Origin of the sequence: Paenibacillus sp. RS8, from assembly GCF_041956825.1 — a bacterium.
Classification (GTDB): Bacteria; Bacillota; Bacilli; order Paenibacillales; family Paenibacillaceae; genus Paenibacillus_AQ.
Genome location: NZ_CP168131.1, coordinates 6,159,576 through 6,174,689 on the forward strand (window position 1 = coordinate 6,159,576; position 15,114 = coordinate 6,174,689).

Below are 15,114 nucleotides of genomic sequence, written 5' to 3' on the forward strand. Positions count from 1 at the left end.
ATATGTTATCTAACACAGCCATCTTATGATTTAGTGTATAGCCTGAATGAATCGCTCTCCGATTCGCTGATATCCATCCCCATTCGGATGAAAATGATCCGTTGATAAATATTTGTCCAAGTGCTTGTTAAACAAATCAAAGGTAGGAACCAAGGTCATATTGCTGTGCTTGTTGATAATTTCCATAGCTGCATTATTCCACTTCGTAACCGCCTGATTACCTGGTACAAGTAGATCTGGGATATCTCCAAAGGGGTTATATAACCCCATATAATAAATTTGAGCGTTCGGATTGATCTCCATGATCTTCTCAAGAACCTTACCCAATCTGGCTGCTGCTTCGGGAAGAGCTGCGAGCAATGACTCTGGCGTTAGCTCTTGATCCGTTGTGGATTCACTCTGAAGCGCGCCGCTATTCTGCAAAATGTTCGAGTCCTTGAATAAATCATTCCCTCCGATCGAGAGCAGAATGACATTTGCCATGTGCAGTGCGTAATCCACTCCATCTTCTTCCAGCTTGCTTTGCAGTCCTGCAGTAGTCAAACCATTGATCCCCATGTTCCCTAAAAAATCAACTTCGATACCTTTAGCGGATAAACCACTAACCGTGCGCTTAACAAATCCTTCTCCGGTGTTATCACCAGTTCCCTTGGCTAGCGAATCACCGAGAGCAACAACTTTTAGCTTCTTAGTCGTCTCCGTCACTGGAGCGGCTGTTTGCTGTGGCAAGTTTGTCTCTGACGCTTCTCCAACCGGATAAATGATGTCTTTGACCGCATAAACTAAACCTACAATTAGAATTATTGTTGTTATTATGGAAATCAGGCTGATTGTGCGCCATGTCCACTTTGAATCATTCAAAGCCATCCCTCCGTGTGCCGTTCTATTATGTATTGTTCCACATTTTACAAAGATCTTAACTATGTACATAAACATAAATCTTCCATACCGCTTTTGCAAATGTCTAAAATAGAAATTAATCCTGCTGCTCTGCATTTTTAATCCAAATAAAGACATGAAAATCCTCAAAAAAAATTTGGTGATTAGAGCTCCGACACAAAAAAACGTTCCCCGATTTTCTTCGGAGAACGTTTGATTACAGTAATGGTTAATTTACTTATTTACCGATAAATTCTTGAACCCAGTAGTTATTGTCATAACCTACACCGATATAATTGAAGTTAGCATTCAAAATATTAGCGCGGTGACCCGGACTATTCATCCATGCTTTCATTACTTCTTCTGGTGTTTTTTGACCCATAGCGATGTTCTCGCCTGCAGCGTTATAAGTGATCCCAAAGGATTTCATCATGTCAAAAGGTGAACCATACGTAGGTGAAGTGTGTGAGAAATAGTTGTTCGTGCGCATATCCGTAGCTTTTGTAGCAGCTACTTTATGAAGGCTGTCCAATCCAGAAACGGGCTTCAGACCAGCTGCCGCACGTTCTTTATTTACCAACGTTACGATCTGCTGAACATAAGTTTCTTTATTGCTCACAGAACCGGTACTTGGTGTAGTCTCTGTGGGTTTAGTCACAGGTTTAGTTACAGTAGTTGTATCCGAAGGCTTAGTTACAGGCTTAGTCACAGTAGTTGTATCCGAAGGCTTAGTAACCGGAGTTCCGGTGGATGTATCTTTATTTGGAACCGTTCCAGTTTGAGGCTTGGACACCACGATTGTGCTATTAAAAATAGGGAGTCCCTGTAGGTTAGCTTGTTTTAAATATTGCAAAACTTGCTCATAGCTAGTTCCTGATTTAATGACTGTTACTTCAGTTGAGGCTGCATTCGCTTCGAGTGGAAGAGAAATACTAAGTGCCATAACAGCTGCTACACTACCACCAATAATTGCTCTTAATCTCTTATTCTTCATTCTGCCATCTCCTCTTTCTTGTGTGTAATATATGTTCCTGCTTAGAGTGACCAGCTACAAATGTTACAAAGTTGTAATTTGTTCCTCAGTCATTGTAGCATAAATCTATCAGCTGTGCTCTTCTAATTTTTAACATTTAATAGTCTTGTTTGTAAGTTTTCCGAGACTGAATTCATTTGATATTGGCGTTAAAAAGCAAAAAAAGTCGCCATTCTCGAGAGAATAGCGACTTCTGTATGCTTAAGTGTATCAAGTAACTAGTGAAACGATTGCCAAAATTCTCCCTCCGTAGAGATAAGTCCCATAATTTCTGCATATGGAATTCGGAAAGTAGGAAAACCTGCAGAATAAGGAGCAATCTCATATGGTGCGAAGTAAAGATACAACGCCTCATTATCTACAAAGAAAGGCTGATCTGAGGTAATTCCTTTATACGTATCCGGAAAAACATAAGAGTACTGAGGATCGTTTTCAATCTGCTTCCCTACGATTTTACTTAGCTTCTCCACGTATCTACTTCCTGGCTTGAACAGATCACCCAGCTTATAGAACCTTCCGTTACGTAGATTAGTATGTGTATAGATTTTGGTAGGCATGCCATGGGCTGCTCCAAAAGGATAACGGTAACCCGTTAACTCCAGCACTAGTAGGTTTTTGCGGAAAAAGGATACTGAAAAATCACCATTATAACTGAAATCCTGTGCTGCTCCACCATTACCAGCATCTTCAGCAAGTGACAGCTTGCGCAGCTTATCATTTACCTCTCTTGAAACTTCCGCACTGGCAATTCCCTCAACAACCGGATAGTAGACCAGATAATCTCTGTTCGGTTTGTATTTCTTCTCCACAACGGAATAAGGAGGTCTCAGTGGAATGACGCCATTTTGCCTCCAAATTTGCTTGCCTTGACGGTCATAATAAGCTGTACGTTGATCTATATCTGCTTTAATTAAGCGGCCGCTAAGGGTAAGCGTTCCGGTTCCTTGGATGACTGGAGGCTGAGCTGCTCTTTTTCCGGTTCGATCTATAAAAAAAGTCTCCTTAGCATCATACACAGACGCCAATCCGTCCTGATAATTATTCACCCCAAGCAGGGTATGATTGCTCAGAATCGCTCCTGTCTCTGCATCGGCGATAATGTAACGTGAGCCTCGATAAGGTTGACTAGGGAACATTGGTGTTCCAATGGCTGCTCTGCCTTCACCAAGCTGCAGGACTTCATAATATTTCGCGGGGATGATCATTCTTCCTTGTTTATCAATCAACCCGTAGGCGTTACCATAATTCTCAGCGGTATTCACCACTGCACGCCCCTCCGAGAAAGGTAAAGCGGAAGTGAATTGTGGCTGAATTGCTACCGTACCATCCGTGTTCAAATATCCGTACTTACCGTTCACAGTTGCTTGATAAGCGAGTAGCCCCTCACCAGGACTCCCTACGAAAGGATGATTGTACGTATGCAAAATATTGCCTTCAGGGTCGATAAGTGCATACTCCCCCTCTTTTATCTTAACCAAAGCCATACCATTCATAAAATCATTGGCGTCCACATAAATGGCAGGCAATACCTCTTTGCCTTGCGCATCTACGTACCCATATAGCGATTGACCGCCGGTTGTATTTTGTTTTGAAAATAATGCCAATCCCTCATGCAATGAGTTCAGATAATCATAACGTGCTGAAGTCACTTCTTTACCTTTTTCATCGATAAATGTGTACCCTTTCGCATCAGACACCACTGCGCGTCCTTCCGAAAAAGGGGCTATAAACGAGTAAATGGGCTTTACCCGCTCCCGTCCAGAGCTATCAATTAGTCCGCTACTGTTTTTTCGCTGCACAATTGCTAACCCATTCTTCTGAAACTCCTCAGCATATTCGTATCTAGGTTCAATCTGGGCGCGACCTTCGTCATTAATATATCCCCAGAGCGTACCCTCTTTAAGATTAAAAGGCGCCGGATGTAGCCCAGTATTCCTTAAATCGTCGTCAACCCACTCTGGTAATACGTAAGGCGTCTCATATGGCTTATTGGAGTAGTCAACACGATATAATCCCGCCTCTGCTGGGATTGTGACGAATAGCTCCTCTTCCGTGCGTATGAAATCTTCATCTTGCTGTGTAATATATTCGTTCCAGCCAATACCGTCCCATCTCCATACATCCGCCTGTAACGGTCCATTTTCATTCCCTTTCCCCAGCTCATTCAACCTTATTCTTAACATCCAGTCGCTCCCCTTTAACAAAGGCATTTGCCTATAGAATATGGGAGAATGTTGGTTTATGTGCTTTTGATATTGGTGATATGGGGTGAGTGTGCGAGACTGGTTCGCCAAGGTGGGGTGATGCGGGGTACCGGATGATCAAGTTGCGAGACTAGTATGGGGCGGGCTTTGTAGTAATGTAAGAGACATTAGGTTAGTATAGAAGCGCGATTGAGGTTCTGAGTCATGGAGAATACTAGCACTAGTTAGCAACGAAATAGACATGCCAAAAAGCATTTGCCTATTACTAGCAAACGCTTCTTCAGCCCTTTATAAGAGTAATGAAATGATCGATTTAGTTCACAGACTTCTACACGATCATCAAACCAAGCTACTTCTTCGAAGAGTACTTCCGCATATCAAATGCGACCGCGGCTATGATGATCAAACCTTTGATAATCAATTGATAGTACGGGCTAATACCGATAAAGGTCAGACCGTAGTTAATGAGAGTAAAGATGATAACCCCCACTAGAACACCCGGTACAGTACCGATACCCCCGGTTGTAGATACACCCCCCACTACGCAAGCTGCAATGGCATCAAGCTCATACATGTTACCGTAGTTATTTGTTGCTCCACCTGTTCTAGCAGCTTCCAGAACACCTGCCAGACCATAAAGGGCACCAGCAATTGCATAGATATAAATCAGATTCTTGGAAACATCGATACCGGATACTTTAGCTGCCTGCATGTTTCCGCCAATCGCATACATGTTCTTACCCAGCTTGGTTTTATTGAATACCACCCACACAATGGCGGCGACACCCAAGGCTATCAGCACGATATACGGAATTGAGTATTGGCCGCTTCCTATAAAGCCAGAACCAATTTTGGTGAAATCAGGACGCAGACCGCCAATCGGCTGAGATTGGTTAGGATCCATATCGAAGTACAGTGAGTTTAAACCATAAACAATAACCATCGTGCCCAGTGTTGCTATAAACGGCGGAACATGCAGTTTGGAAACGACAATACCGTTTATGAGTCCGCAGAGAAGACCAGCTATAATAGCTATAAGGATTGGAAGCCATACTTGAACCTGCGGCAGATCAGGGAAAAAGCGCCGGGAATAGTCCGGAATTTGCAGCATGGAGGCAGAGATAACTGCCGTGAAACCAACCACACGCCCAGCGGACAAGTCAGTACCTGCCGTAATAAGGATAAAGGCAACACCAAGCGCGATAATAATTCGCGTGGACGATTGGATTAATATGTCTCGTAAAGTATTTACAGAGATAAAGGCCGGTTCGTATAAAGCAATACCCATAATCAGAAGTACCAATACAATATAAATGGCATTTTGCGTAATAAAGGTTTGAGTTCTTTTAACGTTCATTAGTAGTGTTCCTCCTTAAAGTTACGCGAAGAGTAGTTCTCTTCGTAAACCAAATCTAGTTTCGCCTAGCAAAACTATCAGTACATTCCTATCCTAATGCTGTGCAGCGAGACGCATAACTTCGGTTTCCGTAGCTTGCTCGCCTTCTAGTATACCGGTGAGTCTACCTTCCGACATGACCATTACGCGGTCAGACATTCCGAGCAGCTCCGGCATTTCAGAGGAGATCATAATGATACTCTTCCCTTGCTGGGCCAGGTCGGTAATAATGGAGTAAATCTCGAATTTAGCCCCTACGTCGATACCACGAGTCGGCTCGTCCAGAAGCAGGATTTCGGGCTCAGTCAGCAGCCATCTGGCAAGTAACACCTTTTGCTGATTCCCACCGGAAAGATTCATGATTAGCGTTTTGGTTGTTGGTGTTTTAGTACGTAATTTTTCAATCATTTTATCGACTTCCACTTTCTTCTTTTTTCCATCTAGTAGAAGAAGAAGCTTCTGGTAACGATGTAGATTAGCGATGGCACCATTCTCATGAACAGACAAAACTGGAAATATGCCTGTTACACGACGCTCTTCGGTAAGCAGAGCCATTCCGTGTTTCTTCGCATCCTTCGGAGAATTGATATTAACCTTCTTGCCTTTAATAGAGATCGTTCCGGATTTCAAGGCTCGCAGACCGAACAATGCCTCAATAACCTCGGTTCTCTGGGCACCTACTAGACCACCAATCCCTAGGACCTCACCTCGTCTTAATTCAAAAGATACATCTTTAAAGGATCTTTCCTCCGGAGAGGTTAACCCTTCCACCTTCATGTATACTTCGCCAGGTACGTTAGAACGTTCTGGGAATCGATTCGTTAAATCGCGACCCACCATTTTGGAAATGATTAGATCTGTAGTTAATTCCTCCGCTGGCCAAGTACCAATTTTTTTACCGTCACGCATAATAGTAACTTCGTCAGAGATTGCAAGAATCTCTTCCATTTTGTGAGATATATAGATAATAGCTACGCCTCTGCTTCTGAGGTCCCGTATGATCCGGAATAAATGTTCCACCTCCACACTGGTTAAGGAAGAAGTGGGTTCATCCATTACAATAACTCGGGAGTGAAAAGAGACAGCCTTCGCAATTTCAATGGATTGGATTTTGGATACAGACAGCTTACCCACTAAAGTCTCAGGATTCAGATCGATATCCAGATCTTTAAACAAATTTTCCGTGTCAGTGTACATTTTCTTATGGTCGATAAACTGTATCGGTCCGATTCCCTTCGTAGGAAAACGTCCTAACCAGATATTCTCCATAACACTTCGGAACGGCACGGGGTGCAGCTCCTGGTGAATCATTGAGATACCGCTTTTTAACGCATCATTGGAACTGCTGATGGAAGCCTTCTCACCATCCAAAAAAATCTCACCGGCATCCGGTGAATAAATACCAAAAAGGCATTTCATGAGTGTGGACTTACCTGCACCGTTCTCGCCCATAAGTGCATGAACCGAACCCGGTCTGACCTTTAAACTAACATCATCCAGCGCTTTGACGCCGGGGAATTCTTTTGTAATGTTGTTCATTTCCAGCAAAAACTCAGCTTTTTCCATGTTGTTACGCCCCCTACGCTTTTTTTCTTTTTTATGAGAGGCACAGCGGTTCCATCCTGTTCCCTGCCTAAAAGAAATACCGAGGAGCGGTTATCCGCTCCCCGTGCTGTCATATAATCATGAATAACGCTGTAGCCGAGGTAATTACTTAGCGTCAGCTATGTTGTCTTTCGTAATCTTTTTGTAGGAAATCCATACGTATTGGTTGTCAGTGATATCAAAACCTACATTGTCTTTCGTAGGTGTTTCACCTTTAGCAAGCAAAGCAGCAACTGTGATAGCAGCTTTACCTTGGTTATTCGCATCGTTCAGCACCGTACCGAGCATTGTTCCATCTTCCAGCGCTTGAATCGCAGGAGCAGTTGCGTCTACACCTACTACCGGCATAAATTTGTCACCCGTGAAGTAGCCTGAAGCTTTTAGAGCTTCGATTGCACCGAGGGCCATATCGTCGTTATTAGCAAGAACAGCTTCGATTTTATCGCCGTGGGAGCCAAGGAATGCAGCCATTTTTTCTTGTCCTTTTACGCGATCCCACATTGCTGTATCTTCAGCCAGTTTCTCCACCTTGATTCCTGCATCTTCGATAGCTTGGATAGAGTAAGTAGTACGAAGCTCAGCATCTTGGTGTCCTGGTTCACCTTTTAGCATTACATATTGGAGAACACCGTCGCCGTTCTTATCAGCTTCAGGATGTGCTTTCCAGTAGTCAACAATCAGTTGGCCGGACATTGTGCCGGATTCTTCTGCTTTAGCACCTACATAATAAACTTTATCCCATTTCTTCATATCTTCAGGAAGCGGTTCACGGTTCAGGAATACTACCGGAATGTTAGCTGTTTTAGCTTTTTCGATAATGACGCCAGCAGCTGTACGGTCAACTGGGTTAATCAGCATCCCGTTATATTTTTTAGTGATGAATAAGTCAACCTTGTCATTTTGTGTTGGCTGTGAATTTTGGCTATCTACGATATCTACTGTAGCAATGCCTTTAGCAGCACTATCGATGGCGTTACGAACACCTGTCATAAAGGTATCGTCAAATTTGTAAATGGCGACCCCAACTTTAGGAGTTTCTGTTGTAGTACCTGAGTTCTCAGTCTTTGGAGCATTAGTAGCCTTATCATTGCCTGCAGCACTATTAGTAGTATTGTTGTTGCCACCACAGCCTGTCAGAGCAGCACCCAGTAAAGCACTAGCTAATAGCACGGAAGTGATTTTTTTCATTATTCATTGACCTCCTATTTATACTTCTTTTTTGTTTACCCCTGATCGTCTCGGGTACATCCATATTATGCCTCACCTGAAAACGCTTGCGAATATAAAATCCTACTCATTAATATAAAAATTCTAATGAACCCGTAAAGAAATATAAGGATGATTTTCATTAAAAATTTATACTTTCTTATATTCTAGAAAAACGAATACCGCCCCATTTAAGGATGGTATCCGTTTCACGAATCGTATACGCTCAAAATAGCTCCTATCTAACGAACGGAAATAACAGCTTTTGATTCTCAGGCCACAACATATTGTCCAAATCAATTAGTTTTGTTCCTGTATCTACACGTTCTGGAACATCGATTCCTTCGATCACTTCAACGGCATGTTTTACAGCTAAATACCCGTTACTAAAAGGGTTTTGGATGACGGTTGCTTGAACAGTACCATCCTGCAGCAATTCCATCATGGAGGGGGAGCTATCAAAGGCAACCATTTTAATATTTTGCAGCCCCCGGCTTTGGATCGCCATTGCCGCACCCTGTGAAGCAGTTTCATTCAGACTCGCAATTCCCCGCAAATTCGGGTGCTTCAGCAGCATTAGCTGCGTAAGTTCTTCTGCATCCTTAATGCTGGAGGTCGTGTATGAAATCTCAACCACCTGTATGTTTGGATAACGGGCCGTATAATTTAAGAATCCCTTCTCCCGTTCCTCTGCGTCTCTAGCACCATATTCAATTCCGCTGGAAGAATCCTGTTTCTCACTCTGAGTTGAATTGGTGAAATTAATAATGCCCACCTCGCCGTATCCTTTCAACAGCTTGATCAATCTTTCTGCAGATTTTTGACCCGCTTCATAGCCGTTCGAGCCAATATATGTCCTTACTCTTGCTGAACCTACTTCCGCATCTACGGATATGACAGGGATTTTGGAATAAGCCGCCTGATCTACAACCTGTGCAAGCCCCATATAACTACTTGCAGCTAAAATAATCACATCTGCTTTTTCATTAATAGAATCCTGCACCATTTTCACCTGTTCTGTGATATCACTCTCAGAGTCCGGAGCTTTGAAGGTTAATTTCACGTTAAATTCCTGCGCTGCAGCTTCTGCCCCCAATTTAACCGTATTCCAGTAGTCACCCCTGTTCATTTTCACAATGAGATGAATATTACGGGTCTTATTTGTATTGATGTAATTGGGCGCTGAATTAAAACAAGAAGAAACCGTAGTCCATAACACCACACACATTAACAAGGTTAGCCAAAAACGAAAGGTTTTCATGACGATGTCTCATCCTCCTTAAGCCCTTCATTGCCTTCGCCTTTTGCGAGTGCCGGAAAGATAAGGGTAACCGTAGTACCTTCTTCAATTTCACTTTCAAAAGAAAGACCATATTCTCGGCCATAGTACAGCTCAATCCGCTCGTTCACATTTCTTACGCCTACCCCGGAACCGCTCATACTTTTACTGCCACCTGTCAAAATAACCTTCATAGTCTCCTTGGACATTCCTAGTCCATTATCACTAATCCGTATGATGACAAGATTGTCCTTCAGTTCCGCTTGGATAGAGATAAAACCTTCATCAGGCATCATTTCTATTCCGTGATACAAGGCATTCTCTACAATCGGCTGCAAAATCAGCTTAATCGTCTGACACTGCAGCACTTCATCCTGCGCGATGATCTCATAGCGGAATTTATTTTTGAAACGGAAGCTTTGTATGACGAGATAATGACGAATATGATCCAGCTCTTCCTGCACGGTAATCATATTATTGCCTTTGCTTAGGCTTATACGGAAAAACTTCGATAAGGACTGAATCATTGTGACGACCTCCTCCGTCTTACCACGCTCAGCAAGCCGGATCACAGAGTTCAAGGTATTGTACAAGAAGTGTGGATTAATCTGGGATTGCAGGACTTCAAGCTCACCCTTGCGTTTCGTTTCTTGTTCATAAATAATTTGATCCATCAATTGACGGATTCGCTGCAGCATGAGGTTAAACCGTTTGGACAACTGCTCTACCTCATATGCACCGCTCACATCGATTCGAGTATTAAGATCCCCTTCGCCTACCTGCTGAAGTGTCCGTTCCAGCTTACGGATCGGGCGGGCAATTCGTGCAGATAAAAAGACAGATACGATAATTACACATAAAATAACAACCGCTAGGAACCAGGATAAAAAGGTGTTCAGATCTCGCTTGGTGGTTACTATCTCGTCATAATAAGCAACTCCGACTATTTTCCATCCGGTCTGCTCCAGCGTACGCACTGTGATAAAACGTTTTTCACCTGTAGACTCATCCAAATAGCTACGGTAAGCATATTCCAATACCGGCTCCACATTCTCATACTTTAAGCCAGCATAAATAAGCTGCTGCTGCGGATGATACACAATGTTGCCTAATTGATCGAGGATGTAAGCGTATCCTCTTTTACCAAGCTTAACCTGCTTGCTCAGCTCATCTATGGTGCGAAAGTTAAAATCCATCAGCAGGATACCCGTTTTTAATACTCCCTTTTCCTGATATTGAATGAGTTTACTGATCGACACGACCCATATGTACTGACCTTTAAACAAGTTCTGAATATGGGGCGCTGAATAAGAGATCTCAGACGTTCTTTTGGCCGTAGTAAACCAACTCTGAGTTTCTAACTGTGTGTTGCTGCGTAACTTCTGTCCTGCTGTGCCCACAACGTATTTCCCCTGTGGGGTAAAAACTGCTGCAGAAACAAGATCCTCTCTACTTCCCATTAACATAGCCATTCTTTCCATCAGTAAAGCGGAGTCCACGGAGGGACTATTCGTTATTTGATCTTCTGCGGTTTCAAAAATATTCCGCATCCCTTTAACATAAAGCTCCAGATTGTAGTTCACTTGCTCAATAATCTGCTGCATATTCATATTGGCATTCTCTTCTGCTGTCTTAGCAAACTTGTTATACAGCATAAGGCTGACAACGACGGCTACAAGTACGGCGACAGATGTAAAAGTGAGCGTAATCGTCACTTGAATGCTCCTCAGCTTGGAGGACAATCGACGTTTCCCCCCTTTTGGATGCTGCGGCCGCAGTCGAAAAGAATAGGACTTTTCTTGCCGCATGGCTACCCTCCTCTGGAGCTGTTTTTATACTCTTTGGGAGACTGGCCATATTTTTTACGAAAGCAAAAACTGAAATAGTTAGGATCAGCAAAGCCAATTTTCTCGGCGATTTCAAAAGCCTTCAGTTCCGTGGAGCGTAAAAGTTCCTTTGCTGCCTCTAATCGGATTTGCAAGAGATAACTAACGAAAGTCATCTTCATTTCCTTCTTAAAAATACTGCTAAAATAACCCGTACTGATATGTAAATGCTGACAGACCTTTCCGATAGAAATATCCGATTCCTCATAATGGCTACGGATGTATTCTTTAGCTTCATCAATGAGCAGCTTATAGCTAGATTGGCGTTCTAAGGCAATGGAGTCCATTAGCCGGCTGCAGATCGTAATAATCCATTGTTTGGCTTCACTCATACTATTAAATTTATTCATTTCAGTTAATGAGGAAATGCCAGATCCAACGAACTTAGCAGCATCACTACCGGACTCTTTAGCTACACGCAGGATAGATGTAATAATCTCCAGCAAAAAAATCTGATAATCCTGAGTAGATACCTGCTCAGCATTCAATCCGCCAAATAACTCCTCCACAACCTCTTTAAGCTCCTGGACGGTTCCCATCTTAATCGTTCGGATTAAGGACTGCTGGGTCAATTCATCATAGGCCAAGAGTGTATTCGAACGTGATTCCACATCCTCGATCCAAATGACTCTGTTATTGCCAAGAATGAGACGATAATCTAACGCTTGCATGGCATCACCAAAGGAATTAAATAGCATAGCAGGCGAAGGACAAACCGTTCCAGAACCAGCGGTTACCGTTAGCTTAAGAAACCGCTGCACATTGTGGCGGATTTCTTCTAGAATTTCAAAAGTTTTCCCCGTAATTTCAGTTTCTTCTCCTGCATCACAAATGGAAAGAAGCACCACCTCATCACGATGGATAAATACCCTGCCAAAATTATGCTTATTACATAATTCTTCTGCAATATTGAGCACAGCGAAGAGCTGTAAATTTCTCTCTCCCGTATCTCGCAAAGAAATTAGCTTACCTGCGGTAAGGCTAACCGTTTCCCGATCTGGACGAATATAATCCACACTAATTACCGAGGCTTGGAACCATTTCCCATGTAGATCTATTCCGTATTCCGAACTTTTTTCGTCTATTTCATTCATTCGTAACTTGCGTGAAACTAGTGAAGATAAAAACTGCTCACGCAGCACAGGCAGACTTTTTCGATAATGCTCACTGAGTACAAAAACATTCTCCTTCTCTGCAATTTCAGCCTCTATAGTGGCTCTGACCTTTAGCAGAACATCAATCAACTCCTGTGAAGAAAACGGTTTCAAAATATACTCATCGATTTGCAGTTTAATCGCCTTCTGCGCATATTCAAATTCATCATACCCTGTCAGAATAATGATCTTGGTATTGGGATGCCGTTCGCGAATCCATTCCGCCAGCTGCAGCCCGTTCATAAAAGGCATTTGAATATCCGTCACAACCACATCCGGGAGCAAACGATCAATCGCATCCGCTGCCTCCCGTCCATTCTCCGCCTGTTCTACAATTTCGAAACCATAGTGCTCCCAATCAATCTGCCCGATGACCCCTTCTCTAACATCTTCTTCATCCTCAGCTAGAATTAACTTGTACATTTCTCATCCCTCTTTGGAAACGATTTATTTAACTGTCATAAAATTCATTCTATATGATTCAAACTATTCCATCTATGGTTAGTTATTTAAATCGATTTATTAAAAACTAAAAGAGTCTGTCTAATGACTACAATGTGCTAGTTGGAGAGATATGAAAGATATAGCCGGGGATATGAAACACGGAGTCAGAGGGATATAAAAGATATGAGGGGATGATGTGACTTGAAAGCTACTTCATAGCAAGAACTACTTCAGATTCTCAGTAATTACTGCTTTAGCGATCTCCGTATTATAAAAAAGTGTTCTTTTTGCAGGTTTATATCCTTGATCGATCCTTGTATTTACGTAAAAAAAAACCATCCCGCCGTAGCTGGGATGGGGATGATCGGAACCTATAAGTATTATAGCAACGCTTTGTTAAAGCGATAACCTGCTGTCTTTTCGAAACCTAAATGACGATAAAAAGCATGTGCCGGTGCGCGCTCTACACGGTTACCACTTCTCAAGAAGAGCTGACAGCAACCTTGCTCACGTGCCCATTCTTCTGCTGCGGCCACAAGTCTTTTACCAAGTCCGTTTCCTCTGAGTTCTTCTGATACGATAAGTGCAGTAATCTCAGTGATACAATCTGTTTGTTTGTAATACGAGATTACCTGTCTAAGACCGACCATTCCCACAACTTCATTGTTTAGTTCTGCAACAAGCGTGCACTCAAGATGGTTATTCTCCATGCTTTCGAGTCTCTCTTTCATCACGCTAAGCGTTGTTGGATAGCCGAATTCCCGCAGAAGCGCTGTAACTCTCTCCAGATCATTCAAGCCGCATTTGCGAATTTCCAGTACAGGTGCCATGGTACTACTGTTCATCCTCATTTACCTCCACTTTTAGCATAGACGCTGCCTGCTTGGCTACCGTCCGCGCGATTTCCACATCTTCCGCCGCACTTAACGCCACTGCCATCCGCCGCCCAGGACGGACTTCTGGTTTACCAAATACCCGAACCTGAGTCCTAGGTAACTCCAAAGCTTCACCAATTCCAGTCACAACAAAAGCTCGTCCTTCTCCTTCAGCCTTCAGCGTTGCTGAGGCACCTGGTGTCAGTAATTGAACTGATTGGACTGGAAATCCAAGAATAGCTCTGACATGCACTGCAAATTGAGATAAATCCTGCGTCGCCATCGTCACCATCCCTGTATCATGAGGTCTGGGTGACACTTCACTAAACAATACGCCTTGATCCTTCAAGAAAAGTTCCACTCCAAAAATACCGAATCCTCCGAGCTGATCCGTAACTGCTTTGGCAATAGACTGAGCTTCATCTAGTAGTTCCGGCTTCATAAAGTGAGGCTGCCATGATTCGACATAATCTCCATCCTTCTGAATATGCCCAATAGGCGGACAAAATATCGTGCCAGACACGGACCTTACCGTCAAGAGTGTAATCTCGCTCTCAAAGGTAACAAAGGCTTCCACGATCACACGTGTTCCTTTGGCTCTAGCTCCATCCAAAGCAGTGTTCCAGCACTCTTCCGCATCCTCTGGACTTTTACAAACACTTTGCCCTTTGCCAGAAGAACTCATAATTGGCTTGATGACACAAGGAGTGCCTAGTTCTGCAACGGCTTGATGCAGCTCTTCCAGACTATCTGCAAAACGATAATCCGCTGTTGGCAATCCAAGTTCTTCAGCAGCAAGTCGGCGAATGCCTTCTCTGTCCATGGTCAGACGAGCCGCTCGTGCGGTCGGAACAACGAAGAAACCTTCCTCTTCAAGCTCTTGAAGAGCATGAGTGGCAATTGCTTCAATTTCCGGAACAATAACATCCGGTTTTTCTGAGCGAATAAGCGTTTTAAGCGCCTCTGCATCCAGCATATCAATAACATGCGAACGATGAGCTACACCCATCGCTGGTGCATCGCTATAACGGTCTACAGCTACGGTCTCTACGCCAAGACGTTGAGCTTCGATTATGACTTCCTTACCCAGTTCCCCGCTGCCCAGCAGCAGCAGCTTGCGGCTTTGAGCTGAAAAAGGAGCTCCCCACATTGT

11 protein-coding genes are annotated in these 15,114 nt (G+C 43.3%); all 11 read right to left on the reverse strand.

Going from position 1 to position 15,114, the window contains the following annotated elements; translation table 11 throughout:
- Nucleotides 1-30: 30 nt before the first annotated feature.
- The 11 genes from ACDZ28_RS29005 to purT all read right to left on the reverse strand — a co-directional run bounded on the left by ACDZ28_RS29005 (nt 31) and on the right by purT (nt 15,111).
- Nucleotides 31-867: a GDSL-type esterase/lipase family protein gene (locus ACDZ28_RS29005; RefSeq protein ID WP_339287382.1), complete on the reverse strand. Its 837-nt coding sequence runs from the start codon at nt 865-867 to the stop codon at nt 31-33.
- 250 nt (nt 868-1,117) lie between these two features.
- The gene (locus tag ACDZ28_RS29010) at nt 1,118-1,873 is read right to left on the reverse strand and encodes a CAP domain-containing protein (RefSeq protein ID WP_375103428.1); all 756 of its coding nucleotides are present in this window, start codon (nt 1,871-1,873) and stop codon (nt 1,118-1,120) included.
- Nucleotides 1,874-2,130: 257 nt separating this feature from the next.
- Entirely contained in the window at nt 2,131-4,095 is a 1,965-nt protein-coding gene (locus ACDZ28_RS29015; RefSeq protein ID WP_375103429.1) for a WG repeat-containing protein, read from the reverse strand.
- 370 nt (nt 4,096-4,465) lie between these two features.
- Nucleotides 4,466-5,473 (reverse strand): galactose/methyl galactoside ABC transporter permease MglC, encoded by a 1,008-nt coding sequence (gene mglC, locus ACDZ28_RS29020; protein ID WP_042129441.1) that lies wholly within the window; start codon nt 5,471-5,473, stop codon nt 4,466-4,468.
- Between the two features lie 93 nt (nt 5,474-5,566).
- Complete coding sequence (locus ACDZ28_RS29025; RefSeq protein ID WP_042129442.1) at nt 5,567-7,078, reverse strand: sugar ABC transporter ATP-binding protein; 1,512 nt, start codon at nt 7,076-7,078, stop codon at nt 5,567-5,569.
- A gap of 144 nt (nt 7,079-7,222) precedes the next feature.
- A complete protein-coding gene (locus ACDZ28_RS29030) occupies nt 7,223-8,305 on the reverse strand; it encodes a galactose ABC transporter substrate-binding protein (RefSeq protein WP_139328545.1) in 1,083 nt (360 codons plus the stop codon).
- Nucleotides 8,306-8,561: 256 nt separating this feature from the next.
- Complete coding sequence (locus ACDZ28_RS29035; protein ID WP_375103430.1) at nt 8,562-9,584, reverse strand: substrate-binding domain-containing protein; 1,023 nt, start codon at nt 9,582-9,584, stop codon at nt 8,562-8,564.
- Complete coding sequence (locus ACDZ28_RS29040; protein WP_042129447.1) at nt 9,581-11,410, reverse strand: sensor histidine kinase; 1,830 nt, start codon at nt 11,408-11,410, stop codon at nt 9,581-9,583. Before ACDZ28_RS29040 ends, ACDZ28_RS29035 begins: the two co-directional genes overlap by 4 nt.
- A gap of 2 nt (nt 11,411-11,412) precedes the next feature.
- Nucleotides 11,413-13,065, reverse strand: a complete 1,653-nt coding sequence (locus ACDZ28_RS29045; RefSeq protein WP_375103431.1) for a response regulator — start codon at nt 13,063-13,065, stop codon at nt 11,413-11,415.
- 401 nt (nt 13,066-13,466) lie between these two features.
- Nucleotides 13,467-13,931 carry a GNAT family N-acetyltransferase gene (locus ACDZ28_RS29050; protein ID WP_339287386.1) on the reverse strand — a complete coding sequence of 155 codons (465 nt, stop codon included), beginning with the start codon at nt 13,929-13,931 and terminating at the stop codon, nt 13,467-13,469.
- Nucleotides 13,921-15,111: a formate-dependent phosphoribosylglycinamide formyltransferase gene (gene purT / locus ACDZ28_RS29055; RefSeq protein ID WP_375105433.1), complete on the reverse strand. Its 1,191-nt coding sequence runs from the start codon at nt 15,109-15,111 to the stop codon at nt 13,921-13,923. The genes ACDZ28_RS29050 and purT overlap by 11 nt, the downstream gene beginning before the upstream one ends.
- Nucleotides 15,112-15,114 lie beyond the last annotated feature (3 nt).